26 protein-coding genes are annotated in these 26,265 nt (G+C 71.7%); 8 read left to right on the top strand and 18 right to left on the bottom strand.

Annotation, left to right across the window (positions count from 1 at the left end; genetic code table 11):
* Positions 1–187 precede the first annotated feature (187 nt).
* Both ABFY07_RS26860 and ABFY07_RS26855 read left to right on the top strand, forming a co-directional pair.
* Entirely contained in the window at positions 188–1,021 is an 834-nt protein-coding gene (locus ABFY07_RS26860; protein ID WP_346176949.1) for a putative RNA methyltransferase, read from the top strand.
* 135 nt (positions 1,022–1,156) lie between these two features.
* The gene (locus tag ABFY07_RS26855; RefSeq protein ID WP_346176948.1) at positions 1,157–2,239 is read left to right on the top strand and encodes a CDP-alcohol phosphatidyltransferase family protein; all 1,083 of its coding nucleotides are present in this window, start codon (positions 1,157–1,159) and stop codon (positions 2,237–2,239) included.
* A gap of 7 nt (positions 2,240–2,246) precedes the next feature.
* On the opposite strand, the gene erm is transcribed toward ABFY07_RS26855, so the two are convergent.
* The 3 genes from erm to ABFY07_RS26840 form a co-directional block, all read right to left on the bottom strand.
* Entirely contained in the window at positions 2,247–3,017 is a 771-nt protein-coding gene (gene erm, locus ABFY07_RS26850) for an ErmE/ErmH/ErmO/ErmR family 23S rRNA (adenine(2058)-N(6))-methyltransferase (RefSeq protein ID WP_346176956.1), read from the bottom strand.
* 270 nt (positions 3,018–3,287) lie between these two features.
* Positions 3,288–3,443 (bottom strand): hypothetical protein, encoded by a 156-nt coding sequence (locus ABFY07_RS26845; protein ID WP_346176947.1) that lies wholly within the window; start codon positions 3,441–3,443, stop codon positions 3,288–3,290.
* A gap of 151 nt (positions 3,444–3,594) precedes the next feature.
* A complete protein-coding gene (locus ABFY07_RS26840) occupies positions 3,595–5,811 on the bottom strand; it encodes an MMPL family transporter (protein ID WP_346176955.1) in 2,217 nt (738 codons plus the stop codon).
* 431 nt (positions 5,812–6,242) lie between these two features.
* On the opposite strand from ABFY07_RS26840, the gene ABFY07_RS26835 reads away from it, so the two are divergent.
* Complete coding sequence (locus ABFY07_RS26835; RefSeq protein ID WP_346176946.1) at positions 6,243–7,463, top strand: S8 family peptidase; 1,221 nt, start codon at positions 6,243–6,245, stop codon at positions 7,461–7,463.
* Positions 7,464–7,635: 172 nt separating this feature from the next.
* Positions 7,636–8,268, top strand: coding sequence for a mycothiol-dependent nitroreductase Rv2466c family protein (locus ABFY07_RS26830; RefSeq protein ID WP_346176945.1), 633 nt, complete (start codon positions 7,636–7,638; stop codon positions 8,266–8,268).
* Here ABFY07_RS26830 and ABFY07_RS26825 read toward each other — a convergent pair.
* Both ABFY07_RS26825 and ABFY07_RS26820 read right to left on the bottom strand, forming a co-directional pair.
* On the bottom strand, positions 8,261–8,461 hold the full coding sequence (locus ABFY07_RS26825; RefSeq protein WP_346176944.1) for a DUF397 domain-containing protein: 201 nt from the start codon (positions 8,459–8,461) through the stop codon (positions 8,261–8,263). The genes ABFY07_RS26830 and ABFY07_RS26825 overlap by 8 nt on opposite strands.
* A gap of 11 nt (positions 8,462–8,472) precedes the next feature.
* Positions 8,473–9,321 (bottom strand): helix-turn-helix domain-containing protein, encoded by an 849-nt coding sequence (locus ABFY07_RS26820; protein ID WP_346176943.1) that lies wholly within the window; start codon positions 9,319–9,321, stop codon positions 8,473–8,475.
* Between the two features lie 226 nt (positions 9,322–9,547).
* Here ABFY07_RS26820 and ABFY07_RS26815 point away from each other — a divergent pair, with 226 nt between their 5' ends.
* From ABFY07_RS26815 to ABFY07_RS26805, 3 genes are all read left to right on the top strand, one after another.
* Positions 9,548–9,931, top strand: a complete 384-nt coding sequence (locus tag ABFY07_RS26815) for a hypothetical protein (RefSeq protein ID WP_346176942.1) — start codon at positions 9,548–9,550, stop codon at positions 9,929–9,931.
* 85 nt (positions 9,932–10,016) lie between these two features.
* Positions 10,017–11,372 carry an AAA family ATPase gene (locus tag ABFY07_RS26810; RefSeq protein WP_346176941.1) on the top strand — a complete coding sequence of 452 codons (1,356 nt, stop codon included), beginning with the start codon at positions 10,017–10,019 and terminating at the stop codon, positions 11,370–11,372.
* Entirely contained in the window at positions 11,369–12,199 is an 831-nt protein-coding gene (locus tag ABFY07_RS26805) for an HNH endonuclease family protein (RefSeq protein WP_346176940.1), read from the top strand. Before ABFY07_RS26810 ends, ABFY07_RS26805 begins: the two co-directional genes overlap by 4 nt.
* Positions 12,200–12,209: 10 nt before the next feature.
* Here ABFY07_RS26805 and ABFY07_RS26800 read toward each other — a convergent pair whose 3' ends face one another.
* Both ABFY07_RS26800 and ABFY07_RS26795 read right to left on the bottom strand, forming a co-directional pair.
* Positions 12,210–12,809, bottom strand: coding sequence for a Uma2 family endonuclease (locus ABFY07_RS26800; RefSeq protein ID WP_346176939.1), 600 nt, complete (start codon positions 12,807–12,809; stop codon positions 12,210–12,212).
* A gap of 102 nt (positions 12,810–12,911) precedes the next feature.
* Positions 12,912–13,415 carry a hypothetical protein gene (locus tag ABFY07_RS26795; protein ID WP_346176938.1) on the bottom strand — a complete coding sequence of 168 codons (504 nt, stop codon included), beginning with the start codon at positions 13,413–13,415 and terminating at the stop codon, positions 12,912–12,914.
* A 64-nt stretch (positions 13,416–13,479) separates the two neighbouring features.
* Between ABFY07_RS26795 and ABFY07_RS26790 the strand changes: the two genes are divergently transcribed.
* A complete protein-coding gene (locus ABFY07_RS26790; RefSeq protein WP_346176937.1) occupies positions 13,480–14,205 on the top strand; it encodes a hypothetical protein in 726 nt (241 codons plus the stop codon).
* An 81-nt stretch (positions 14,206–14,286) separates the two neighbouring features.
* On the opposite strand, the gene ABFY07_RS26785 is transcribed toward ABFY07_RS26790, so the two are convergent.
* The 11 genes from ABFY07_RS26785 to ABFY07_RS26735 all read right to left on the bottom strand — a co-directional run bounded on the left by ABFY07_RS26785 (position 14,287) and on the right by ABFY07_RS26735 (position 26,074).
* Positions 14,287–15,984: a phosphodiester glycosidase family protein gene (locus ABFY07_RS26785; RefSeq protein ID WP_346176936.1), complete on the bottom strand. Its 1,698-nt coding sequence runs from the start codon at positions 15,982–15,984 to the stop codon at positions 14,287–14,289.
* 222 nt (positions 15,985–16,206) lie between these two features.
* On the bottom strand, positions 16,207–16,974 hold the full coding sequence (locus ABFY07_RS26780; protein ID WP_346176935.1) for a sirohydrochlorin chelatase: 768 nt from the start codon (positions 16,972–16,974) through the stop codon (positions 16,207–16,209).
* A gap of 93 nt (positions 16,975–17,067) precedes the next feature.
* The gene (locus ABFY07_RS26775; protein WP_346176934.1) at positions 17,068–18,066 is read right to left on the bottom strand and encodes an ABC transporter permease; all 999 of its coding nucleotides are present in this window, start codon (positions 18,064–18,066) and stop codon (positions 17,068–17,070) included.
* A complete protein-coding gene (locus ABFY07_RS26770; RefSeq protein WP_346176933.1) occupies positions 18,053–18,877 on the bottom strand; it encodes an ABC transporter ATP-binding protein in 825 nt (274 codons plus the stop codon). The genes ABFY07_RS26775 and ABFY07_RS26770 overlap by 14 nt, the downstream gene beginning before the upstream one ends.
* A gap of 80 nt (positions 18,878–18,957) precedes the next feature.
* Positions 18,958–20,100, bottom strand: a complete 1,143-nt coding sequence (locus tag ABFY07_RS26765) for an aliphatic sulfonate ABC transporter substrate-binding protein (protein ID WP_346176932.1) — start codon at positions 20,098–20,100, stop codon at positions 18,958–18,960.
* A gap of 254 nt (positions 20,101–20,354) precedes the next feature.
* Complete coding sequence (locus ABFY07_RS26760) at positions 20,355–21,695, bottom strand: sulfate adenylyltransferase subunit 1 (protein ID WP_346176931.1); 1,341 nt, start codon at positions 21,693–21,695, stop codon at positions 20,355–20,357.
* A gap of 1 nt (position 21,696) precedes the next feature.
* Entirely contained in the window at positions 21,697–22,653 is a 957-nt protein-coding gene (gene cysD, locus ABFY07_RS26755) for a sulfate adenylyltransferase subunit CysD (RefSeq protein WP_346176954.1), read from the bottom strand.
* A gap of 98 nt (positions 22,654–22,751) precedes the next feature.
* The gene (cysC, locus tag ABFY07_RS26750; RefSeq protein WP_346176953.1) at positions 22,752–23,288 is read right to left on the bottom strand and encodes an adenylyl-sulfate kinase; all 537 of its coding nucleotides are present in this window, start codon (positions 23,286–23,288) and stop codon (positions 22,752–22,754) included.
* A gap of 158 nt (positions 23,289–23,446) precedes the next feature.
* Positions 23,447–24,163 (bottom strand): phosphoadenylyl-sulfate reductase, encoded by a 717-nt coding sequence (locus ABFY07_RS26745; protein WP_346176930.1) that lies wholly within the window; start codon positions 24,161–24,163, stop codon positions 23,447–23,449.
* Positions 24,160–24,342, bottom strand: a complete 183-nt coding sequence (locus ABFY07_RS26740; protein ID WP_346176929.1) for a hypothetical protein — start codon at positions 24,340–24,342, stop codon at positions 24,160–24,162. The genes ABFY07_RS26745 and ABFY07_RS26740 overlap by 4 nt, the downstream gene beginning before the upstream one ends.
* Before the next feature lie 34 nt (positions 24,343–24,376).
* Positions 24,377–26,074, bottom strand: a complete 1,698-nt coding sequence (locus ABFY07_RS26735) for a nitrite/sulfite reductase (protein WP_346176928.1) — start codon at positions 26,072–26,074, stop codon at positions 24,377–24,379.
* Between the last annotated feature and the right edge of the window lie 191 nt (positions 26,075–26,265).

The following is a 26,265-nucleotide window of genomic DNA, read 5'->3' as shown; positions in this document are numbered from 1 at the left end:
GGGTGGGCCCGGCGGGCCGACGCGGCCGAAGGCCACCGCGGCCGGGGGCCACCGCGGGGCGTCGCGGCCGGGTGCCACACCGCGGCCGGGCGGCGCCGGTGGGGGGCCACCGCGGGGCGTCGCGGCCGGGCGCCACCGCGTGGGATCCTGTTTGCACGAGACGTCTCGTCTCGCTTAGTGTCGCGGCGTGGCCGAACCCTTCGACGCCCTCCTGTGCCCGCTGTGCGGCGACGGCCTCCGGCCCCGCGCCGCGGCGCTCGGCTGCCCCCGCGGCCACTCCTTCGACATCGCCCGCCAGGGCTACGCCGGCCTGCTGGCCGGCGGCGTGTCCACCGCGAGCGCCGACACCGCGGCCATGGTCAGGGCCCGGGCGGCGTTCCTCGGGGCCGGGCACTACGCGGGGCTGGCGGACGCCCTCGCGGCGCTCGCCGCGCCGCTGTGCCCGCCCGGCGGCACCGTGCTGGACGCCGGGGCCGGCACCGGCTACTACCTGTCCGCCGTGCTGGACGCCGCCCCCGGCGCGTCCGGCCTCGCGCTGGACACCTCCAAGCACGCGCTGCGCCGCGCCGGGCGGGCCCACCCCCGCGCGGGCGCCGCGCGCTGGGACCTGCGGCGCCCGCTGCCGATGCGGACCGGCTCGGTCGATGTGCTGCTCAATGTGTTCGCGCCGCGCAACGGCGGCGAGTTCCGCCGCGTACTGCGGCCCGGCGGGGCGCTGCTGGTGGTCACCCCCACCCCCCGCCACCTCGCCGAACTCCGGCCCTCCATGGGCCTGCTGTCCATCGACGCGGCCAAGGAGGACCGGCTGCGCCGCGCGCTGGACGGCCACTTCCGGCTGGAGCGCACCACGCCCTACGACGCCACGGTCGAGCTGACCGCCGAGGACGCGGAGAACGCGGCCTCCATGGGACCCTCCGCGCACCACCTCGACCCGGACGAGGTGCGTCGCCGGGCCGCCCGCCTCCCCTCCCCCCTGACGGTGACCACGTCCTTCCGGCTGTCGGTCTACCGGCCGGCATGACAGGGCCGTGCCATCGACCCTCTCCCTCCAGGAGACCGTTACCCCAGGAGAAAGGTTGCATCCGACTGATCTTGAACCTTCTCTTACCCACTTCTTACCGTCAGGTGAACGCTTGACGAACGCAGGAAGTTGGACATGCCCCGAGACGACCGACACATACCGCCACTCGCCGAAGTGCGCCGCATCACCGAGAAGAAGCGCGACGCGTGGTGGACCGTCATGCTGGTGGACCCGGTCGCCACGCCGCTGGTCCGCTGGACCGCGATGCACACCCGCGTCACCCCGAACCAGATCACCTGGGGCGCGTTCATCGTGGGTCTCGGGTCCGCCGCGTGCTTCACGCAGGGGGACTGGCGCTGGCTGCTGCTCGGCGCCCTGCTCTACCACGTGAGCTTCATCTTCGACTGCATGGACGGCAAGCTGGCCCGGCTGACCGGCACCGGCTCGGTCTTCGGCGCCTGGCTGGACTTCGTCTTCGACCGGATCCGGGTCGTGGTCTGCGCGGCCGCGCTGATGGGCGGCCAGTACGCGCGCACCGGCGACGTGCTGTACATCTGGCTGGCGCTCGCCGTCACCTTCCTGGACGCGTTGCGCTACATCGACTCGCTGGAGATCTTCAAGATCCGGCACACCATGCGCAAGCAGATCAAGGCCCGGATGCGTGCCGCGCGCAAGGCTCAGAACCAGGCGGAACTGGCCTTCATGGAGGATCTGCTCCGGGACAACCCCGACGCGGACATGGAGCACGACCGCGCCGTGACGGCGGGCGGGGCGACGGACCTCGAGTTCGAGCCGCCCTTCGCGGCGTCGGTGATCGAGGCCCCCTTCCCCACCGCGGAGCAGCCCCCCGCGCTTGACGCCCCCGGCGCGGCGCCGGTGGCGGCCGCCCCTGGCGCCGCAGCGGTGGCGACCGCCCCCGCGCCCCCGCGGAAGGCCGCCGTCGTCGACCTCCAGCAGGAGTTCCGGCGACGCTTCCCGTGGTGGACGCGGTGCCGCTCCTTCCTCATGCGGCACCGCATCCGCGCTCATCTCATCAGCGGCATCGAGTTCCAGATGGGGGTGTTCATCATCGGGCCCGCCCTCGACTCGATCGGCGTGGCGACCGTGGTGTCGGGAGCCCTGCTGCTCGTCTTCGAGCTGGCCATCATCTACAAACTGCTGCTGTCCACCCGGGACTTCGCCCGCACGCTGGATTCCTTCGAGACGACTGCTGCCTGAGCCGCGCTCAGCCCGGCGTGCCGCTCAGCTCCTCGGACAGCACCAGCCACTGCCGCGGGGTCGCGTACGCCACCACCGTGTCGCGGCCAAGCCCCGCCCGGCGGAAAGCTGCCTCCAGCCGCCGGGCGGGGTGCGCCCGGCGCAGCGACGCGTACAGCGTGCCGCCGACGCCGGAGAAGCCCAGCTCGACCAGCCGCCCGTACGCGGCCCGCTCGGCCGCGCCCGTCAGCAGCGGCCGCGGGCGCCGCGTCAGCCGCAGGATCCCGCCGTCCACCCGGGGCACCGGGCGGAACGCGGCGCGCGGCACCCGCCCGCACAGCCGCCAGTCGACGTCCGGCCAGCTCCGCACGGTCACCAGGCTCCACCGGCCGAAGTCCCCGGTGCGCTTGCGGGCGTACTCCAGCTGGGTCAGGAGGGTGGCCGAGGTCAGCCGGGGCGCCCGCAGACACCAGTCGACGATCTCGGAGGTGCGGGCGTACGGCACGTTGCCGACCACCGCGAAGGGCCGCAGCGGGGGCCGGGCGGTCAGGAAGTCCTGGTGCACCACGCGCACCCGGGGGTGGCCGGCCAGGCGCTGCCGCAGGCCGGGGATCAGATGGCGGTCGATCTCGTAGCCGACGAGCTCGCCGCAGCGCGGCGCGAGCGCCTCGGTGAGCGCGCCCTTGCCCATGCCGACCTCGACCAGCAGATCGTCGGGGCGTGGGCTCGCCGCCCGCACCACGCGGGCGACGGCGGCCGGGTCGACCAGGAAGTTCTGCGAGAGCGTACGGCGCGTCAGATCGCGCTCGGTTCGCCGCTCGCCAGGGCTCGGGAGTCGGGACGGATTTCGCTTGCGGGCCACAGCCGGCGGTCCTTTCGGAGCCGGGCGGGCGGCAGCAGCACGGAACGGGCCCTGCCGCCCGTCCCGGAGTGAGTGATTCCTGGACTGGCGGGGGCCCTGGCCAAAGGGCGTACGGAAGCGAACCGCGGGGCGGTCAGGCCGATTGAGCCGTCAAAGCCTCAGCGGTGGGCGGTTGTCGAGGGGTGTCGAGCGCTCAGTGGCGAGCGGTCAACGGCTCGGGAAGGCGCTGGGCGCGTCCGGGCCGGCCAGGGCACCGGGGCCGCGCCGCGGGCGGCGGGTGAGCAGGACAGACGCGTACGCACACGCCACCCGGGCGAGGCCACGGGGGTCGCGGGTGAACGCGCCGATGTTCAGAGATCCCATCAGCGAGTGCCCTCCGCGCGTGTGCGTGTTGCGTCTGTGCGTGTTGCGTCTGTGCGTGTTGCGTCTGTGCGTCATGCCGTCCGTGCCGTCACAGCACGAACCGGCCGCGCGGCACGAGCGCCACGCGACCGGTTCACCGTAGGGAGACGCCCTACCGGACCGCAACCGATTTACGCTCCGGCTCGCCGGCGCCGGCCGGCGCGGGCCCGGCCGCCACCGGCTCGTCGTGGGTGAGGTCCGGCAGCCACCGCAGCCAGCGCGGCAGGTACCAGTTGCGCTCGCCGAGCAGCGACATCACCGCCGGCAGCAGCACCCCGCGGATCACGGTGGCGTCGATGAGCACCGCGGCCGCCAGCCCCACGCCCATCTGCTTCATGCTCTGCATCGACAGCGTGCCGAAGATGGCGAACACCGCGACCATGATCACGGCGGCGCTGGTCACCACGCCCGCCGTGGTGACCACCCCGTGGACCACCGCGTCCTTGGTGGTCCGCCCGGCCAGATGCGCCTCGCGGATCCGGGAGACCACGAACACGTGGTAGTCCATGCTCAGCCCGAAAAGGATCACGAAGAGGAACAGCGGCAGCCACGACACGATCGCGCCCACCCCCTCCGCGCCCACCAGGCCCGCGCCCCAGCCGTGCTGGAAGACGGCGGTGAGGATGCCGTACGCGGCGCCCACCGACAGCAGGTTGAGCACGATGGAGGTGACGGCCACCGTCAGCGACCTGAAGGACATCAGCATCAGCAGGAAGGCGAAGACGACGACGAAGGCGAAGACCGGCGTCACGGCCGAGCCCAGCTTGTCGTTGAAGTCCTTGGAGATGGCGGTGGAGCCGCCGATCGGGGCGTCCACGATCCCGTCCGCTTTGTCGAGGGTGTCCGGGCGCACGGTGTCGCGCAGGATGTCCAGGCTCTTCTCGCTCTTCGCCTCGTCGGAGCCGCCGACCAGCGGGACCTGGATGACGGCGAGGTTCTCCCGGTCGTGGAAGGCCACCGTGATTGGCCCCTTGGAGGCGCCCTCGGCGACGGCCCGCTCGCGGAAGCCGGCGATCGCGGCGCGCACCGGAGCGGCGTTGATGTCATCGGCCTTGACGACCACCTGGGCCGGGTCGGGCCCGCCGGGGAACGCCTCGTCCATGTGCTCGTACGCGGCCACGATCGGCAGCGAGTCGCCGAACTCCTGGTCCAGGGTGAGGTTCGCGGTGTTCATGCCCACGGCGGGGGCGGCGATCGCGATCAGCATCCCGCTCGCCAGCGCCACCGAGAGCTTCGGCCGGCGCAGCACGCGGCCCAGCACGGCACGCCAGAAGCGGCTCTCACCGCTGCCCTGGCGCCTGGCGCGCCGCAGGAACGGTATCCGGCCCTTGTCGACCCGCTCGCCGAGCAGCGACAGCAGCGCCGGGAGCACCGTCACCGAGCCGACCATCGCCACGGCCACCACCAGCAGGGTGGCCAGGCCCATGGCCTTGAACTCGGCGATGCCGGTGAAGAGCATCCCCGCCATCGCCACGATGACGGTGAACCCCGACACCAGCACGGCCCGGCCGGAGGTGGCGGCGGCTATCCGCAGCGCCGTCTGCGCGTCCCGGCCCGCCGCCCGCTCCTCGCGCTCGCGCCGCAGATAGAACAGGCAGTAGTCGACCCCCACCGCGAGACCCACCAGCAGCATCACGGAGTTGGCCGTGTCGCTCATGTGGACCGCGTGGCTGACCACCGCCACCAGCCCCGAGGTGGCCAGGAAGGCGCTCATCGCGAGCACCACCGGCAGCAGGGCGGCCACCAGCGCGCCGAAGGCGATCAGCAGGATGCCGAGGGCCACGGGCAGCGCCGAGTACTCGGCCTGCTGGAAGTCGTCGCCGAACGCGTCGTCGAACGCCTTCTGGCCACTCGCGTCGCCGAACTGCTCGATCCGCAGGTCCTTGTGGGCGCCCTGGACCTTCTCCACCGCGTCCAGCACCGGCTGGACGTGGTCCGCCGCCTTCTCCGGGTCGCCGCGCATATCGAACTGGACCAGCGCGGACCGCCGGTCGGCGGAGATCGTCTTCGTCTCGTACGGCGAGGCGACGCCGGTGACCTGACCCGTGCCCCGCACCGCCGCGACCACCGCGTCGACGGCGGCGTGGAACGCCGGATCGGCCGTGGTGACACCGTCCCCCTTGGCCTGGATCAGGACCGTTTCACCGGCAGGGTCGTCAATGCCGACCTCGTCCAGAAGCTTCGAGACACGCCCGGACTCGCCCGGAAGCGCCTCGCTGTTCGATACGTCCACCCGGCCCGCCATCGACCCGACGGCGAGAGCCAGGATGACGAGCAGCACCCAGCCCCCGACCGCGGTCCACCGATGCCGGGCGCTCCAACTCCCCATGCGGGCCGCGATCCCGTGCGGCCTGTCCGAGCGGCCTGTGTCCGCCACGACGCCCCCCTTCTCCCCGGTTTCCCTGGTGGCGGACCCCTGCCGCCGACTCGCATCGACGCTATGGGGCGCGGGGGCGGCCTCCCATCCTGCTGTCCGGTGAACCACGAGGTGGCCTCCTCCACCCGGGGAAGGGGGGACAGCCCTACCCCCCGGAAGGTGGCCCCTTACACGTAAAGAGCCCCGTCGACCGCCCCGGACACCCCAACCGCCGCCGGAAACACGAAAGTTGCCTATGTCACACATGGGCGAGGATCTTGAATTGACCGCGTCAATCGGCCAGGGTTTCCAGTCAGGCCGGAGCGAGGTCCCCACAACCGACGCCCCGGCGCTGTTGCAATGCGAACTTTCCCCCCACGACCACACGAGGAGGAACCCTCGTCATGGCAGTTCACAAGCAACTCAACGCGCGTCGACTCACCTTGGCCACGGCCGTCGCCGCCGCCGTCGCCACCGGAGCCTTCATGGCCGTCCCGGCCGGCGCCTCCACCGCCTCGCCCGCCCAGGGCAAGGTCTACGGCACCCAGTCCGCCGACGCCGTCAAGGGCAGCTACATCGTCCTGCTCAAGGGCGGCGAGAGCGTCAAGGCCCAGAGCACCGGCAAGGACCTCGCCCAGCGGTACGGCGGCACGCTGCGCCGCAGCTACGACTCGGCGATCAACGGCTTCTCCGCGAGCGGCCTGACCCGCACCGAGGCGGGGCGGCTGGCCGCCGACCCGGCCGTCGCCAAGGTCGTCCAGAACCACCGCTTCTCCATCGACGCCACCCAGGACAACCCGCCGTCCTGGGGTCTCGACCGGATCGACCAGGCCGACACCGCGGGCGACAAGAAGTACACCTACCCCGACAGCGCGGGCGAGGGCGTCACCGCGTACGTCATCGACACCGGCGTACGGATCAGCCACAAGGACTTCGGCGGCCGCGCCACCTCGGGCTTCGACGCCATCGACAACGACGACGACGCCGACGATGGCAACGGCCACGGCACCCATGTGGCGGGCACCATCGCCGGCACCGAGCACGGCGTCGCAAAGAAGGCCAAGATCGTCGCCGTCCGTGTCCTCGACGACCAGGGCTCGGGCACCACCGAACAGGTCGTCGCGGGCATCGACTGGGTCACCGAGAACCACCAGGGCCCCTCCGTCGCCAACATGAGCCTCGGCGGCACGGTCGACGAGGCCCTCGACGCGGCGGTCCAGAAGGCCATCGACTCCGGTGTCACCTTCGGTGTCGCGGCCGGCAACGAGTCCGCCGACGCGAGCCAGGGCTCGCCCGCCCGCGTCAAGGACGCCATCACCGTCGCCTCCAGCACCGACGCCGACGAGCAGTCCGACTTCTCCAACTACGGCGACATCGTCGACATCTACGCCCCCGGCTCGGACATCACCTCCGACTGGAACACCGGCGACGACGCCACCAACACCATCTCCGGCACCTCGATGGCCACCCCGCACGTCGTCGGCGCCGCCGCCGTCTACCTCGGCGGCCACCAGGACGCCACCCCGGCGGACGTGGCCAAGGCCCTGACCGAGGGCGCGACGGCGGACAAGATCTCCAACCCGGGCGCGGGCACGCCCAACAAGCTCCTGAAGATCGTCGAATAGCACCGCACGATCCCGTGGCCGCCGCGCTCGTCCCCCATGGAGCGCGGCGGCCCCACACCCCGGGTGTCCCCGAACACCCCACACCCCTGAAACCCCCGGCCGGAAATGGCCCACCGCCGGACCCCGGGAATGGCCCACGGCCCTGGTCCGCCCAGCGGCTAAGGTCCCACGCATGAACGCAACGCCGAACGCCGCCACCACCCCCACGAAGGTCGATCTCTACTTCGACCCCATCTGCCCCTTCGCCTGGATCACCTCCCGCTGGATCCTCGAGGTCGAGCGGCAGCGCGACCTCGACCTCCGCTTCCGGGTCATGAGCCTGTCCGTCCTCAACGAAGGCCGCGAGGACCTCCCCGAGCGCTACCGCGACCTGCTGGCGGCCGGCTGGGGCCCCGTCCGCGTCTGCGTCGCCGCCGCGCAGCACCACGGCGAGGAGGTCCTGCGCGACCTGTACACCGCGCTCGGCACCCGCATCCACAACCAGGGCAACGAGGACACCGAAGCCGTGATCCGCGAGTCCCTCGCCGAACTCGGCCTCCCCGCCGACCTCGCCTCCGCCGCGACCAGTACCGACTACGACGAGGCCCTCCGCAAGAGCCACCACGAGGGCATGGACCCCGTCGGCGAGGACGTCGGCACCCCCACCCTCCACGTCGACGGCGTCGCCTTCTTCGGCCCGGTCCTCTCCTCCATCCCGCGCGGCGAGGACGCCCTGCGCATCTTCGACGGCGCCCGGCTGCTCGCGGGCTACCCGAACTTCTTCGAGCTGAAGCGGACGCGCACGGGAAGCCTGGACTTCAGCTGAGGTCGTCGAGCGCGCCGGCCTTGACGGTGCGTATGAAGGTGGCGAGTCGGCCCGGTGTGGTGGTGAGCGCGGTTGCGGGGGTGTCGCTCTCCCGCAGCCGCACTTTGCCGTCTGCGACGGCCAGTTCGACGCAGTGATTGTCATCTCCGCCGCCGGAGAACGAAGACTTGCGCCAACGGGTTGAGCTGGGCATGGTTGAGCCTTTCATAGTTCTTGCGCGAGCCGGTGAATGAAGTCCCGGGATTCCTCCACGGGCAAAGCGGAGCCCACTGCCTTGTCAAGCAGCGTTTGATACTTCGCAAGCTGCGACTCGGCGTCCATCCAGAATGAGCCGTGCACGGCATCGATCTGCACGGTATCGAGCTTGGGTACGGGTCCGCCAACGTAGAGCATGGAGTTTCCGGCTCCACCGAATCCGTCGACATCAAAGGGGATCACCCGGACGGTGACATTCGGGCGCTCCGATTGTTCCAGGGCGAACGAGAGCTGCTCGCGCGCGATTTTCCGGTCGGCGACGCGTGTCCGCAGAGCGCTCTCGTGAATGACGGCATCGAACGCGCGCGCCGGTTCTTGGCCCAGCACCTCACGTCGCCGTTGTCGGAAGGACACCAGGGCCTCGAGGTCTGCTGGCGGGCGCACGGGGACCGCATAGGCCAGCAGAGCCCGGGTGTAGTCCTCGGTCTGGAGCAGGCCTGGAATGTAGGCGGCCTGCAGCGTGCGCATGTAGGTGGCGTGGTGTTCCAACTCCGCCAGGTCCAAAGCACCATGGGCGAGAGAGCCGCGATACTCCTCCCACCATCCCTTGCCGCGCTCCCCGGCCATGTCCACCAACGCGCTGATCAACGCTTCGTCGAAACAGGCGTAGTGAGCAGCCATACGCCGCAGGCGTGCCTCGCTGACGCCAGCCTTGCCCGCCTCGACCTGGCTCATCTGGATCGGGGTCGTTCCGATCAGCTCGGCAGCGAGGCGTGCCGTGAGGCCCGCCGCTTCCCGCATCTTCCGTAGCTCGGAGCCCAGTCGACGTTGCCGTGCTGTGGGCTGACTCCTCGGCATGCTCTCTCTTCCCCTCCAGGCGGTTCGTCAGTCTGCCGCGCAGGGACAGAACGGGTCCAACTTGCCGGCATAAGGTTGCTTCAGCATAACCTTATGCTCTACCGTCAGTGACGCGCTCATCACACAGTGAAGACCGGCGCGAGCCGGAAGCGTACTGCCCCCACATGCCGCCGCCCTGGCACCGGCATGCCCGAAGCGGGGGCGCGGACACCTCTCGGAGGCACACATGGCGACACCGAACCCCAGCAACCCGCCGAGCCCGAACTCCCACCCCACACCCCCGTGGGTGGACACATCCCCGGAAGCCTTCGACAAAGAGGTGTGCGAGCTCGTCGTCGCCGTCGCGCCCCGGATCTTCGCCGTTGTCCAGGAATGTGAGGTCGACCAGGGCGTGAAGGACGGGTGGGTCGCGGCCTGGGGGATGGCCTTCGAGGACGGCTCCGTACGCGTCACCGCCATCGACGGCAACCGGCAGTTCGTCCTCAACACGCCCGAGCGAGCGCTCCGGTGGTTCACAGGGCGTCGCGGCGGCGAGGACCAGGTGTCGGCCAGACTGGTGTGGCTCGGCCAGGCCGAAGCCGCCGACTTCGAGCGCGCCGAGGCCGCCTGAGGGCAGGGGAGCGGGGCCCGCCGCCCCGCTCCCCGGGTCGATAGTGTGCGAGGAGTCGCCGGACCCCGTCGGTAGGAGGCACGTCATGTACGTCACGGAGCTGGAGCTGTCCGGCGTCCGGGGGTTCCACGGTGCGCGGGCCGCGCGGTTGCGGTTCCCTCGGCGCGAGGACGGCAGCCACGCGGGCTGGACCGTACTGGCCGGGCGTAACGGCTCCGGCAAGACGACGGTGCTTCAGGCGCTCGCGTTGGCGGTGCAGGGCCCGGCTGTCACCCACGCGCTGTTCAAGGAGGCGGGCGACTGGGTGACTCGGGGAGCGCGGAAGGCGGTGGTCGAGGCGCGTGTGGTCGGCCCGGATCACGTGGATGCGCGATGGGTGAGCACCGACAGCCTCACCGATGACTGGTTCCCGGAGGCGGGGAGCGTCCGCCTGGTCTGGGAGCGGTTGACCAACCGCGGGGAGAGCCATGTCCGCCTGCGTCGCCCCACGACGGCGAAGGCCTTCGAACTGCAACGCAGAGCCGAGTCGGGACCCTGGCAGGAAACACCGCAGGGGTGGCTGTGCCTCGGCTACGGTCCCTACCGTCGTCTCGACGGCGGGGCGTCCGCTCGGTATGTGAGCGCTGAACGGGCCGAGCGGTTGGCGACGCTCTTCGATGAAAGCGCCTGTCTGGCAGAAGGCGTCACCTGGCTGATCGATCAACATCTGCGCAGCCTCGAAGGGCGCACCGGCGCGCGGGAACTCGTAGAGGCCGTGAAACTCCTGCTCGCCGATGGACTGCTGCCCGACGACCACGAGGTGAGCGGAGTCGATTCCGACGGCCTCTGGGTGAACACCCCGCGTGGCGTCCTTGCCCTGCGCAGCATGAGCGATGGCTACCGCTCGGTCACGGCGCTCGTCGTAGACATCGTGCGCCACCTTCAGGGCGCCTATGGCGACCTTCGCGTCGAGGAGCGCGACGGGCACCCCGTTATTCCTATGCCGGGCGTCGTGCTCATCGATGAAGTCGACGCCCATCTACACGTCAGTTGGCAGAAGCGTATCGGCCAGTGGATGAAGCGGCACTTCCCGGAGATCCAGTTCATCGTCACCACGCACAGCCCGTACGTCTGTCAGGCCGCCGACCCCGGCGGCCTCATCCGACTGGCCGGCCCGACCGAGGAGCGGCCACCCGAGGTGGTCGACGAGGAGCTGTACCAGCGAGTCGTGTACGGCAGCGGGGACGACGCGATCCTCTCGGACCTCTTCGGGGTGGACTCCCCGTATTCCGAGCGGGCGGACGCACTGCGACGACGGCTTGCGGCCATGGAGTTCCGTGTTCTGGACGAGCAGGCGAGCGAGGAGGAGCTGGCCGAATACCGGAAGCTGAGCGCGCAGTTGAACAGTTCCTTGTCGGCACGAGTGACCGAAGTGGCCGCCCATCTGGGGCGTGACGAGTGATTCCACTGCAACGGCCGCCGCTCGACCACAAGACCGCCGGTCTCCTTGCCGAGGCACACGAGCGCTTACCCGAAGCCGGCCTCACCGAATCCGTTGCCCGGAAGGCCTGGAAGGATGCCAGCGGCACACGCAGGAGGGTCGCCGATGCGCTACGCGCCATGGCCAGCGGCATCGAGCGCTGCATGTACTGCTCGGAAAGCTTCGGGACCGCGATCGACCACCACGAGCCTCTGAACCACGCGCCGCGGCGGGTCTTCGACTGGTACAACCACCTGCTCGCCTGCGCATTCTGCAACACCCACGCCAAGGGCGGCACGTTCCCGCACGACAAGGCGGGGAACCCCCTCCTCGTCGATCCCACGGCGGACGAACCTGCCGACCACTTCCGGCTTTCGCTCACCAGCGGTGAGTATCACTGCCTGACCGAGCGAGGGTGTGCTTCCATCGACGTCTTTCAACTCAATCGCGGATCCCTGCGCCATGGCAGGCTGGACGCGGTGGGGCAGTGTCTCGACACGCTGGCGAAGTGTGCCGAGTACCTGGCGAACGGCGACAAGGCCGAAGTGGAGCAGCGGATACGGCGACTCGGGCGGCAGCCTTTCGCGGATGTGCTCCAGGAACTCCGGCGGATCGCCGACCGGCCCAAAGCCGGCGTGGTGCTCGGAAACGATGCCGCTCTCGCAGCCCTGCGCACCCTGTACACACCGCTCACGGCCATGCCCGTCTTCGTTCCCAAGCAGGAGCGCCACGAGCCGAACTGCCGCTCGTGGAGGGTGGCGGAGGCCACCGGGCCCAGTGGTGGTGTCGGGGCCGGAGCGCCCCGCTGACGCCCGTGGTTCAGTCGGCCAGATCGTCGAGCAGCGCCGCGACGTCCAGGTCGACGGTGAACTCTCCCGCGACCTCGACGGCTTCCTTGCCCGTGACCGTGGCCACCTCGCGGTAGGTGTCCACCGTCAGCTCGTGCACCACCACCCGCACATCGGGTTCGAGCTCGACCCGCCAGTAGGCAGGCACCTTCGCCTGGGCGTAGAGCGCCGGCTTGAGAATGCGATCGGTGGACCGGTTGAACGGCGACACGATTTCCACGAGCAGCAGGACCGCTTCCAGCGGCACGGCCAGCGTCCCGCGCTGGACGGCGGCGCGGTCGACGACGGCGATGTCGGGGATGAACAGCCTGGACTTTTCCGCCACCATCACGGCGCCGGCGGCCAGGAATGCCGCGGCCGACCGGACCAGGGCGGAGTTGATCCGGCGAAGCAGCTCACCGGACACGATCTGGTGGTCCCAACTGGGCGCGGGCGAGACCATGAGGACTCCGTCCACCAGCTCGTACCGGGCGCGTGCCGGGTGCTCCGGCAGCGCGAGGACGTCCGCGATCGACCAGGGGCCTTCGTGGTCGTCAACCCGAGTCTCGGCCGTGACACTCATGACTGTCATCACCGCCTCCCCGTGTTCCTTGTCCCCGGCAGGGCACAGACCGCGGACACTCGCAGAGAGTTCCAGTCCGAGCCCCGAGCGCGCGCCGAAAGGGTGCACTCGTCACTCAATGGAGTGAGGCGGCCACGCGGCGATGGTGGCGGTGACGCCGCCGCCGAGGAGGGCGAGCGCGAGGGTCAAGGCGAGCCAGTGGTGGGACGCCAGGTCGAGGGGGCCCTGGGCGAGGGCGCCGGCGGGTTGGGCGTCGTAGGGGTCGGCGCGGTCGTAGACGACGGTGGTCGCCACCCGGTCCTCGGCGTCGCGGTGGCCGCGCGGGACGTACAGCGAGCCGTCGATCGGCGCCTCCGGTACGGAGACGGGGTCGCCGGCGGCGTCGGTGAAGTCGAGCCACACCGAGGAGGTCTCGCAGGTGGTGCCCCGGCCCGTGGAGCAGGTGGTGGACAGGGTCGCCTGGGCCCGGGCGTGCAGGCCGTGGGCGCGCAGCGCGGCCAACTCGCCGCGGCCGTCCCAGATGTGCTTGACCTGGATCGCCAGCAGCAGAGCGCCGGCCAGCGCGACCGCCACGGCCGCCGCCGTCGGCCACCACCGTCGCAGCGCACTCTTCACGCCGCCACCCTACTGGGGTGGCCGGAAGTCGTGGTGTCACACCGTCGCACTAGGGTTTCCGACCATGACGAAAGACAGGCTTCGCGAGCTTCTCGCCACCGGGCTGATCGACCGTCTCGACGCCCGCGACAAGGCGCTGCTGGAGCGGCGCGCGCGGATCAAGGCCAGTGGTGAGAAGCCTGTTCGGCCGGATCCGCGGGGGTGGTGGTACGCGGTGCCCGGCGCGGCGTACGAGGGGGTGTTCACGGCGCTGGGGCTGCACGATCGGTTTCCGGCCACGCTGGAGGAGGGCGCCGACGTGGAGGACATGCCGTGGCGCCGGGGCGCGCTGCCGGTGTTCATCACGCCCGAACTGGACGGCTGGCGGTTGGTCTTCGGCAACCTCATCGATGTGGTCGGCCAGGACTGGGACGAGTGGATGGGCGCCGTGGAGCGGCTGAGCGAGCACTGCGGCGAGGCACAGATGTTCTTCGAGGACCAGGCGGCCGGGGCGGACGTCTGGGTGGTGGCGGAGAAGGGGCGGATCCGGCGGCGTTACGCGGCGGAGAGCGACCCCGAGTGGATCGGCGAGCCGCTGCCGTGGGAGGACCTGCGCGTCGACGACGAGGACTTCGACCCGGAGTACGACGAGGCCGAGCCGAACGAGGGGACGGCCCGCGCGGCCTACGCGTGCGGGCGGCTGTCCGTCGACCCCACCGAGGTCGGCCCCGCCACCCGGATACGCGGCCACGGCTGGCTGGCCCTCAACGCGCCCGGCATCGGGCACGAGGGGCTGGACCTGCTCGTGTAGGCGCACCGGGATTTCCGGTGAGAACGGGACAGCGACACGCCGATGTGACGGCGTGTCGCTGTCCCGTTCTCACCGCAAAGGTCAGCGGCGCGCAGGAAGCACCTGGACCGTGTCGCCCACCGGCCGCTCGCCCGCCGCGTCCGAGGGGACGTTGACGACCCTGCCCTCGACGGCCATGGTGCTGGAGCCGCCGCCGTCCAGGTTGAGCGCCTCTTCCGCGCCCAGGGAGCGCATGAACTCCGCGCCTTCCGCCAGGGTGAACCCCTCGCTGGTGCCGGGCTGCCGGCCGTCCACGGTGACCAGCAGCAGGCGGCCCTCCTTGTCGATGCCGGCCATGGTGCGGGGCTGCCGCCCGTTGGACCAGGCGTAGCCGAAGGAGAGGTCCTGGGGGTCGAGCATGCCCTCGGTGGCGGCGTCGACGGCGATCCGCCCGCCCGCCACCAGGGTCGGCGCGGCGCTGACGACGCTGTCGCCCGGGCCGAGTTCGACCTGGCGGCCCGCGGTGTCGCGGACCACCTCCCGCACGGCGATCCGCTCGCCGGGGCGGCCGTGGGCCGTCAGCCAGTCGGCCGCGGAGCCGATGCCCTGGAGCACCGACCCGCCGGCCGGGACCTTGCCGCCGCGCGCGCCGGTGGAGACCACACGGTGGCCGGCGTCGAGCACCACCTGGACACCGGGCCCGGTGGGCAGGCCGGCACGGAACGACGCGGTGAACTTGACCAGGTCGTCGGCCTTGGAGCAGGTGAGGTCCTGGCGGGGCAGGTCGGTCGGGGTGGCTCCGGGGCGGCCGCAGTTGCGTACCCGGCCCGGCACCCGGTTGACGCCCTCCACCGCGTAGTCGGCGGATCCGGCGCGCGCGGTGGCCGTGGTGGTCAGATCCGCGATACGGGCGCGCCGGCCGCCGTCCTCGAGGATCAGCGCGGCCCTCGGGCCGGCGGCCATCGACTGCAGCTCGCCGTCGTACGCGCCGATGCCGGCCATGGTGCCCTGGACACCGTCGGCGTCGGAGGTGACGAAGAAGCCGCCGTTGACGCCGACCAGGGAGTTCAGCGAGGTGGCGACCGAGGACGTCTTCTCGCGGTCCGCGACATCGCCGTGGTGGGTGGCTTCGACGGCGCCGGTGAAGGTGGCCGGGTCGATGACCGCCACCCGCACGCTCTCCCGGTCGGCGGGCTGCTGGATGTCGTAGCCGGTCCACTCCACGGACGGCTGGAGGCCGGCCGCGGTCACCTTCGGCGTCGTGCGCTGCGCCTCGGCCGAGGTGGCGTACGAGCCCACGCGCACCCGCCACCCCATGGTGCCGCGTGGCGTGTCCGCGTACTCCGGCCAGCCGACCTCCTCCACCCTCGGCGTCAGACCCGCCTCGCGCAGCCGCCGCGCGGTCTGGTCGGCCCAGGCGCGGGCGCCGAGCGGGGCGAAGGTCGCGGCGCCGGTCAGCCGGTCGACGGCGGGCGCCTGGACGGTGACCGTCCAGGCCGGCTCGGCGTCCGGGTGCTCGATGACGCCGGTGCGCAACTCGACACCCGGGGCCACCGTGCGCGTCGTCCAGCGGATCTCGTCGGAGACCGCGACGAGGGCCGGACGGGTGAGGGAGTGGGGAGTGGAATGGGTGGCGGTGTGGGTGGCCGGGGGAGCGGAGGCCTGCGCCGGTGCGGGCACCGCCCAGGGGTGGATGGCCGTCAGCGCGATGGTGGCGGCCACGGCGACCGTGACCCGCCTGCGGGGGCCGTGGCGGACTCCGGCGGCTCCGGGTGTACGAGTGTCGCGTTCGTTGCGCATGACATCCCCCTGTGGGTGGAGGGAAAGTCCAGCGGGGTACGGGGACCGGGTCGGCGACGGCGGGGGACGGTACGCGGAAGGGGCGGTGAACAGTGGGGACGGAGGGAGCCCGGCCGGGCCAGGAGTAGCTGGATTATCTCCCGGCGGCGGCCGTCCCGCGCCTTGGGCGCGGCGCCCGCCCGGCGGCGCCGCGCAGGCGCTCATCGGGCCGTGAGCCGCCCGTCAGGCCGTGAGCGCCGTGAGCTCCCGGGCCCGCGCCTCGTCGTAGCGGCGCAGCAGCAGGCGGGCCAGCTCGGGGGCCGGGCCCAGGACCTCCGCCAGCACGTCCGCGCCCGCCTCGCGCGCGCCGTGGGCGATGCGGTCCGGGAGGCGGCCGGGGGCGATGACGTACGGGGCGACGGCCACGCGGCGGGCCCCCTCGGCGCGCAGCGCGCGCACCGCGTCCTCGGTGCGGGGGAACCCCCCGGGTGCCGCGGAGGCGAACGCGGGTCGCACGGCGCACCAACCGGTGTGCCGCCACTCCCGCGCGATTTCTGCGATCACCGCGATCGCCTCCGGGTCGGTGGAGCCCGCCGAGGCCAGGACGACCCCGGTCGAGCGTCGGTCGCCGGGCCGCAGCCCGGCTTCGTACAGGCGCCGCTCCAGGGCGCGGGTCAGCAGTGGCGCGGGGCCGAGGACCTCGGCCTGCCGGACCCGCAGGCCCGGGTGGCGGGCCGTCGCCTCGCGCAGCACCGCCGGGATGTCGGCCTTCGCGTGGAAGGCGCGGGTGAGGAGGAGCGGGAGGGCGATCACCTCGTGGCTGCCCTCCGCGGCCAGCCGGTCCAGGACCTGGCCCACCCTCGGCGCGTTGAAGTCCAGGAACGCCGCCTCCACGCGCGTCCCCGCCCGCAGCGACCGCACCCGCGCGCACAGCGCGGCGACGGTCGCCGCGTGGCGTGGGTCGCGGCTGCCGTGGGCGATGACCAGCAGGACGGGGGCGGGGGATGTCACGGGATGCGTTACCTGGGCCTTACGGGGTCGAGGACGGGGACGGTTGTGGATGCGGGGCGGGTACGGGCACGGGGTGGTGCGGGCAGGGCGGGGTCACCGGGCGCTCGCCAGCAGGCCGCGGCTGCGCAGCACCCGCCGTTCGATCGGGGCGAAGACCAGCAGCTCGATCGCGATCCCGACGAACAGGATCATGATGATGCCGAGCAGCACCCCCGGCATGTCGGAGTTGTTGCGCTGGTTCTCCAGGTACTGGCCGAGCCCGACCCCCAGCTCCGGGGACTTCGCGATGATCTCCGCGGCCATCAGCGAGCGCCAGGAGAACGCCCAGCCCTGCTTGAGGCCCGCCACATAGCCGGGCAGCGCGGCGGGCAGCAGGATGTGCCGGGCGCTGACCAGGCCCCGGGCGCCCAGCGTCCGGCCGGCGCGCAGGAAGAGCGGGGGCACCTGGTCGATGCCGGCGACCAGGCCGTTGGCGATCGAGGGGACCGCGCCGAGGAGGATGACGGCGTACATCATCTTCTCGTTGAGGCCCAGCCAGATCACCGCGGGCGCCACCCAGGCGACCGAGGGCAGCGACTGGAGGCCGGACAGGATCGGCCCGATCGCGGCGCGGACGATCTTGACCCGGGCGACGATCAGCCCCAGCGGGGTGGCGATCGCCAGCGCGATGAGGAAGCCGAACAGGCCGCGCGAGACGCTGGTCCAGACGATGTCGAACAGTTCGCCCCGGAGCCACAGTTGCTCCAGCGCGTCCCAGACCAGTTTCGGATCGGGGAGCTTGTAGTCGTCGGTGACCTTCGCCCAGACCAGCACCTTCCACAGGACGAGGATCAGCGCGACGGCCACGACGGGCGGCAGCACCTTCTGGACCAGCACCTCGGTCGGCGAGGTGCGCCGGATCTGCACCGCGTCCAGCGCGTCCAGACCGGCCTCCAGGCCCGCCAGGTCCTGGCCGGCCTGCTTCCCTGGCTTGCCCGACTTCTCCGGCTTGCCCGGCTTCTCCGGCTTCCCCGGCTCTTCCGTCGTCTCGCCCGCCTTCGTCGCGGCGGTCGTGGTCTTCGGCGACTCGCCGGTGGTCTCAGTGCCGGCCATGGCGGCGGATCTCCCCACGCAGTTCTTCGGTGATCTCGATGGACAGGTCCGCGACGGCCGCGTCCTCGATCCGGCGCGGCTGCGGAATGTCGACCGCCCACTCCCGCACAACCCGCCCGGGCCGCGAGGACAGCAGCACCACGCGCTCGGCCAGCCGCACCGCCTCCCGCACGTTGTGCGTGACGAACAGGACCGACACGCCCGTCTCGCTCCAGATGCGGGTCAGTTCGCCGTGCAGCACATCGCGGGTGATGGCGTCGAGCGCGGCGAACGGCTCGTCCATCAGCAGCACGCTGGAGTCCTGCGCCAGCGCGCGGGCGAGCGCGACGCGCTGCCGCATGCCGCCGGACAGCTCGTGCACCCGCTTGCCGTACGCGCCGCCCAGCCGCACCAGCTCCAGCAGCCGCTCCGCCTCGGGCCTGCGGTCGGCGCGCGGCACCCCGCGCAGCCGCAGCGCCAGCTCGACGTTCTTGCCCGCCGTCAGCCACGGGAAGAGCGCGTGCTCCTGGAACATCAGGGCCGGCCGGCCGCCGGGGACCTCGATGGTCCCGGCGGTCGGCCGGTCCAGGTCGGCGATCAGGTTGAGCAGGGTCGACTTGCCGCAGCCGGAGGCGCCCAGGATGCACACGAACTCACCGGGCCGCACATCGAGGCTGATGTCGTCGAGCACGGGCTGCGCGGCGCCGGGCCGGCCGAACGCCTTGTGGACATGGTTGATCCGGACAGCTCCGGAGGAATCCGACGGGCCTGCCGCGCCTGCCGCGGCCGCGTCCGCCCGGTCGGCCTTGTCGGTGGTCAGTGCCGGGGACATCCGGTCACCTCCTGATGGGGTGCGTACGTGCGAGGGTGCGTACGGGATGCGTACGAGGTGCTTGCGTACGGGAGCGGCGGCTACTGCTTGCCGAGCCCCGCGGCGGAGACCGTCGGCCTGCCCTCCGCCTTCAGGACCTTGTTGAGCAGGGTCAGGTCGTAGATGCCCTTCAGGTCGGGCTTCTCCAGCAGCCCGGCCTTGACCGCGTGGGCCGCCTCGGTGTTCAGCGTGGCGGCCAGCGGGTCGTCGGTGACCTGGATGCCCTTCCACGCCGGGTCGAGCACCTCGGCCGGGAGCCCCTTGCCGGTCTCGGCCTTGAGCGCCGCGTTGGCGTCGGCCTTCGCCCGGTCGGGGTCGGCCTTGATGTACGCGTTGGTCTTCACCGAGCCGCGCAGCACCGCCTCCACCACGTCCGGGTGCTCCTTGAGGAAGTCCTGCCGGACGATCACGTTGGTGATGACGAACTTCTTCTCCGGCCACAGGGTGGACTCGTCCAGCAGCACCTTGGCGCCCTCGGCGACCAGCTTGGAGGCGGTCGGCTCGGGCACCCAGGCGCCGTCGATCGCGCCGGACTTGTAGGCGTCGGGGGTGATCTTGTTGTCCGTACGGACCACGGAGACATCGCCCCGGCCGCTCTGGGCGTCGACCTTCCAGCCCTTCTCGGCGATCCAGTTGAGGAACGCCACGTCCTGGGTGTTGCCGAGTTGCGGGGTGGCGATCTTCTTGCCCTTGACGTCGTCGAGCGTCTTGATCTTCTTCGGGTTGACGACGAGCTTGACCCCGCCGGACGCGGAGCCCGCGATGATCTTGAGGTTCTTGCCGTGCGACTTCACATAGCCGTTGATGGACGGGGACGGGCCGATCCAGCCGATGTCGATGGAGCCCGCGTTGAGCGCCTCGATCTCGGACGGTCCCGCGTTGAAGACGAACGGCTGGATCCTGGTGCCGCCCAGCTCCTTCTGGATCTCCCCGCCGTCGCGCAGGCCCACCAGCGCGGTGGCGTGCGTCAGATTGGCGAAGTAGCCGATCCTCACCTTGTCCAGACCGCCGACCTTCTTGCCACCGGCGGCGGGGACGGCCTTGCTTCCCGTGTCGTCCTTCTCCGAGCCGTAGCCGCACGCGCCCAGCGCGCCGATCAGCAGCGGAAGGGCGGCGCCCGCCGCCAGCAGGCGGGTGCGCCGGCGGCGGGGCGGGCGGGGCTGGGTGGTGCGGTCGACGGTCACGGGAGGTGTTCCTCTCGGAGGGCCGGGGACGACGTCAGGGGACGCCCGGCAGTGCGGAAGGTCTTCGTACGCGATACGGCGGGGGCGCGGCGACAGGGCCGATCAGCGCGCGGGTCAGCGCGTGGGCCAGGGCGCGGGGCAGGGCGTGGGTCAGCACGCACATCGCCCGACCCCGCCCTGGCCGCTGCCCAGCGCGCCGCTGCCGACGCGGCCGCCCTCCTTGGCGAACGTGGAGAAGACATCACCGGACATGCTCAGAAGTCCCATCCCTCGTCGTCGGCCGGGTCGCCCGGGCCGCCCTTGGCGGGGACGGGGGTCGCGAACGAGTCGCCCGCCATGCCCGCCGTCAGCGTCGTGCCGTCGGCCGGGTCGATCAGGATGAACGAGCCGGTGCGGCGCGAGTCGGCGTAGGAGTCCATCGGCAGCGGCTCGGCGGTACGGATCTTCACCCGGCCGATGTCGTTGGCGACGAGCTGCTCCGGGTGCGGGTGCAGCGACAGGTCGTCCAGGGTCAGCCGGGACGGGATGTCCTTGACGATGGCCTTCACCGTGCGGGTGCCGTGCTTCAGCAGCACGCGGTGGCCCACGGTCAGCGGCTGGTCCGCGACGTGGCAGACCGTCGCCTCGATGTCCTGCGTGGTCTCGGGCGCGTCCTTGGTGGGCACGATCAGATCGCCGCGCGACACGTCGATGTCGTCCTCCAGCAGGACGGTCACCGACTGCGTCGTCCAGGCCACCTCGACCGGCTTACCCAGCAGGTCGATGCCGGAGATCGTGCTCGTACGGCCGGACGGCAGGACCGTGACCCGCTCGCCGACGCGGAACGAACCGGCCGCGATCTGGCCCGCGTACCCCCGGTAGTCCGGGTGCTCCGCGGTCCGCGGACGGATCACGTACTGCACGGGCAGCCGCGCGTGGCAGTGCGCCAGGTCGTGGCTGACCGGGACGGTCTCCAGGTGCTCCAGGACGGTCGGGCCGCCGTACCAGTCCATGGTGGCGGACGGCTCCACCACGTTGTCCCCGGCCAGCGCCGAGATCGGGATCGCGGTCACCTCGGGTACGCCGAGCTCGGTGGCGTAGGCCGTGAACTCCTCGGCGATGGCCGCGAAGACGCTCTCCTGATAGCCGACGAGGTCCATCTTGTTGACGGCCAGCACCACATGCGGCACGCGCAGCAGGGCCGCGATCGCGGCGTGGCGGCGGGTCTGCTCCACCACGCCGTTGCGCGCGTCGACCAGGATGACCGTCAGCTCGGCGGTGGACGCGCCGGTGACCATGTTGCGGGTGTACTGCACATGGCCGGGCGTGTCGGCGAGGATGAACCGGCGCCGCGGCGTGGCGAAGTAGCGGTACGCCACGTCGATCGTGATGCCCTGCTCGCGCTCGGCGCGCAGCCCGTCGGTGAGCAGCGCCAGGTCCGGGCCCTGCTGCCCCCGGCTCGCCGAGGCGCGCTCCACGGCCTCCAGCTGGTCGGCGAGGACCGACTTGGAGTCGTGCAGGAGGCGGCCGACGAGGGTGGACTTGCCGTCGTCGACCGAGCCGGCGGTGGCGAACCGCAGGAGGGTGGTGGCGGAGAGTTCCGTGGTGGTGGTCATGCTAGAAGTACCCCTCGCGCTTGCGGTCCTCCATGGCGGCCTCGGACAGCTTGTCGTCGGCGCGGGTGGCGCCGCGCTCGGTGAGCCGGGAGGCGGCGATCTCGGCGATGACGGCGTCCAGCGTGGTCGCGTCGGAGTCCACGGCACCCGTGCAGGACATGTCGCCGACGGTGCGGTAGCGGACCTGCCGCTTCTCGACGGTCTCCCCGTCCTTGGGCCCGCCCCACTCGCCGGCGGTCAGCCACATGCCACCCCGCCGGAACACCTCGCGCTCGTGGGCGAAGTAGATCTCCGGCAGCTCGATGTCCTCCCGGGCGATGTACTGCCACACGTCCAGCTCGGTCCAGTTGGACAGCGGGAAGACGCGCACGTGCTCGCCCGGGGCGTGGCGGCCGTTGTACAGGTTCCACAGCTCGGGGCGCTGGCGGCGCGGGTCCCACTGCGAGAACTCGTCCCGCAGCGAGAACACCCGCTCCTTGGCGCGGGCCTTCTCCTCGTCGCGGCGGCCGCCGCCGAAGACCGCGTCGAACCGCTCCGACTGGATCTTCTCCGTCAGCGGCAGCGTCTGCAGCGGGTTGCGGGTGCCGTCGGGGCGCTCCTTGAGGACGCCGCGGTCGATGTAGTCCTGGACGGAGGCCACGTGCAACCGCAGCCCGTGCGCCGCCACCGCGCGGTCCCGGTACTCCAGGACCTCGGGGAAGTTGTGCCCGGTGTCGACGTGGAGCAGCGAGAAGGGCACCGGCGCCGGCGTGAACGCCTTCAGCGCCAGGTGCAGCATCACGATGGAGTCCTTGCCGCCGGAGAACAGGATCACCGGCCGCTCGAACTCGCCCGCCACCTCGCGGAAGATGTGCACCGCCTCGGACTCCAGCGCGTCCAGGTGCGTCAGCGCGTAGGGCTCGCCGACGCCCCCGCCCCCGCCGTCCGAGCCGGGACCCGTCCCGCCGACCTCGGTCACGGTCGTCACGGTGCTGGTTCCGTTCGCTTCTCCGCCCGCGCGGCGCAGAGGTGCGGCTTCCGTGGTCGTCCGCGGCCCGGCGGCCGCGCGCGCGTCGCTCACGCGAGTCCCCTCTCACTCAGCAGCGCCCGCAGCGCGGCGGCGGATTCCTGGACGCCCTGCCGGTGCGTCTCGATGCGCAGGTCCGGGTCCTCCGGGGCCTCGTACGGGTCGTCGACCCCGGTCAGCCCGGAGATCTCGCCCGCCGCCTGCTTGGCGTACAGCCCCTTGACGTCCCGCTCGGCGCACACCTCCACCGGGGTGGCCACGTGGATCTCCAGATACGCCGTGCCCTCGGTCTGGTGGCGCTTGCGTACCGCCTCGCGGCTGTCCGCGTACGGGGCGATGACCGGCACCAGGACCTTGACGCCGTTGGAGGCCAGCAGCTCGGCCACGAAGCCGATCCGCTGGACGTTGGTGTGCCGGTCCTCGCGGGAGAAGCCGAGGCCGGCGGAGAGGAACTCGCGGATCTCGTCGCCGTCCAGCACCTCCACCCGGTGCCCCTCGCCACGCAGCCGCTCCGCCAGCGCGTAGGCGATCGTGGTCTTCCCCGCGCTCGGCAGCCCCGTGAGCCACACGGTCGCGCCCCTCTTGATGGGCGCGCTCACCTCCGGGCGCTCGGACCCGGTATCGACGCTCGTCGGCTTCGGTCGCTCGTGCCTCGCTCCCTGTGCCTCCTCACTCTCGATACCGGCGCGCCCTTCGGCTCCCGCGCCCTGCTCAGTCACGCTCATCTGGTTCTCCTGGTCAGCCATCAGCCGTGCAGCCCGCACTCCGTCTTGGCGCGGCCCGCCCAGCGGCCGGCCCGTGCGTCCTCGCCCTCCAATACCCGCCTGGTGCAGGGCGCGCACCCCACCGACGGGTAGCCGTCCATCAGCAACGGGTTGGTGAGCACGCCGTGTTCGTCGATGTACGCGTCCACGTCCGCCTGCGTCCAGCGGGCGATCGGGGACACCTTGACCTTCCGCCGCCTGGCGTCCCAGCCGACGACCGGGGTGTTCGCGCGGGTCGGGGACTCGTCCCGGCGCAGTCCGGTCGCCCAGGCGTCGTACCCGCGCAGCCCCTCCTCCAGCGGCTTGACCTTGCGCAGGGCGCAGCACAGGTCGGGGTCGCGGTCGTGCAGCTTCGGCCCGTACTCGGCGTCCTGCTCGGCGACGCTCTGGCGGGGGGTGAGCGTGATGACGTTGACGTCCATCACGGCCGCCACCGCGTCGCGGGTGCCGATGGTCTCCGGGAAGTGGTAGCCGGTGTCCAGGAAGACGACGTCCACGCCGGGCCGCGCGCGGGAGGCCAGGTGGGCCACCACGGCGTCCTCCATCGAGGAGGTCACGCAGAAACGCGGTCCGAAGGTGTCGGCCGCCCAGCGCAGGATCTCGAGCGCGGGAGCGTCCTCCAGCTCGCGGCCGGCCCGCTCGGCCAGCTCCTCCAGGTCCTTCGAGTCCTTGAGCGTGTTCTGTGGCCGCTCGGTCATATCGCCGTGCCTCCTTCGCCCTGGTCGTGCCGCAGGCCCTTGGCCAGCAGCCCGAGAAACGACAGCCGGAACGCGCGGTTGCAAGAGGCGCATTCCCACGCGCCGTGGCCCTCCTCGGAGGGGCGCAGGTCCTCGTCCCCGCAGTACGGGCAGTAAAAGGGCGCCGCACGCTCACTCATGAGAGCGCCTCCTGCCTACCGTGGCTCGCCGCCCTCACGACAGCGCCTCCTCACTCGCCCGCGCCGCCCACGCGGCGAACCGCTCGCCGTCTTCCCGCTCTTCCTGGAAGCGGCGCAGCACGCGCTCGACGTAGTCGGGGAGTTCGGCGGAGGTGACCTTCAGGCCGCGCACCTTGCGGCCGAAGGCGGGCTCAAGGCCCAGCGTGCCGCCCAGGTGGACCTGGAAGCCCTCGACCTGGTTGCCGTCGCGGTCGGTGACGAGCTGGCCCTTGAGGCCGATGTCGGCGACCTGGATGCGCGCGCAGGCGTTCGGGCAGCCGTTGAGGTTGATGCTGATGGGCTGGTCGAAGTCGGGCAGCCGGCGCTCCAGCTCGTCGATCAGCGCGGAGCCGCGCTCCTTGGTCTCGACGATCGCCAGCTTGCAGAACTCGATGCCGGTGCAGGCCATCGTGCCGCGCCGGAACGGCGAGGGCTTGACCCGCAGGTCCAGCGCCTCCAGGCCGGAGACGAGCGACTCGACCTGGTCCCGGTCGACATCGAGCACGATCATCTTCTGCTCGACGGTCGTGCGGACCCGCCCCGAGCCGTGGGCCTCGGCCAGCTCGGCGATCTTGGTGAGGGTGGCCCCGTCCACGCGGCCGACGCGCGGCGCGAAGCCGACGTAGTAGCGGCCGTCCTGCTGGCGGTGCACACCGATGTGGTCGCGCCACTGCTGTACGGGCTGCTCGGGCGCGGGCCCGTCGGCCAGCTCGCGCTTGAGGTACTCGGTCTCCAGCACCTGGCGGAACCTCTCCGGGCCCCAGTCGGCGACCAGGTACTTCAACCGGGCGCGGTTGCGCAGCCGCCGGTAGCCGTAGTCGCGGAAGATGCCGATGACCCCCGCCCACACCTCGGGCACCTCGTCCAGCGGCACCCAGGCGCCGAGCCGGACGCCGATCTTCGGGTTGGTGGAAAGACCGCCGCCCACCCACAGGTCGAAGCCGGGGCCGTGCTCGGGGTGGCGCACCCCGACGAACGACACGTCGTTGATCTCGTGCACGACGTCGAGCAGCGGCGAGCCCGAGATGGCCGTCTTGAACTTGCGCGGCAGGTTGGAGAACTCCTTGCTGCCGATGTAGCGGCGCTGGATCTCCTCGATGGCCGGGCTGCCGTCGATGATCTCGTCCTCGGCGATCCCGGCGACGGGGGAGCCGATGATGACGCGCGGGGTGTCGCCGCAGGCCTCCGTGGTGGACAGGCCGACGGCCTCCAGCCGCCGCCAGATCTCCGGCACGTCCTCGATCCGGATCCAGTGGTACTGGATGTTCTGCCGGTCGGTGATGTCGGCCGTCCCACGGGCGAACTCCTGGGAGACCTCGCCGATGACGCGCAGCTGCTCGGTGGTCAGCCGGCCGCCGTCGACGCGGACCCGCATCATGAAGTACTCGTCGTCCAGCTCCTCCGGCTCCAGGACGGCGGTCTTGCCGCCGTCGATGCCGGGCTTGCGCTGGGTGTACAGGCCCCACCAGCGCATGCGTCCGCGCAGGTCGGCGCCGTCGATGGAGTCGAAGCCGCGGTGGGCGTAGATCGTCTCAATGCGTGTCCGCACATTGAGACCGTCGTCGTCCTTCTTGACCTGCTCGTTGGCGTTGAGGGGGGTGAAGTGACCCGCGGCCCACTGGCCCTCGCCGCGGTGGCGTCCGGCCTTGCGGCGGGGCGTGGCTGCACTGGGGCGGTCCGGGGTGGCGGCCATGGCGGTGTGTGTCCTTCTGAGCGGCTCTGGTGTGGCAGGCGTGCTCGTGCTACGCACCCTCGATGACCTGCGATGACGCACAGGTGGGCACGGCGCTGCGGCGGCGGGCGGGGTACGGGGGCGGGGAGCTCGAGGCGTGCGCGCTCGCCCACGACGTCGGGGGCGGCGCGGAGTGCGGTGATGGCGGGGGT

This window comes from Streptomyces sparsogenes subsp. cuspidosporus (assembly GCF_039532705.1).
Lineage (GTDB): Bacteria > Actinomycetota > Actinomycetes > Streptomycetales > Streptomycetaceae > Streptomyces > Streptomyces sparsogenes.
The sequence above is the reverse complement of the archived record's forward strand: the minus strand, read 5'-3'. Positions and strand labels throughout refer to the sequence as shown.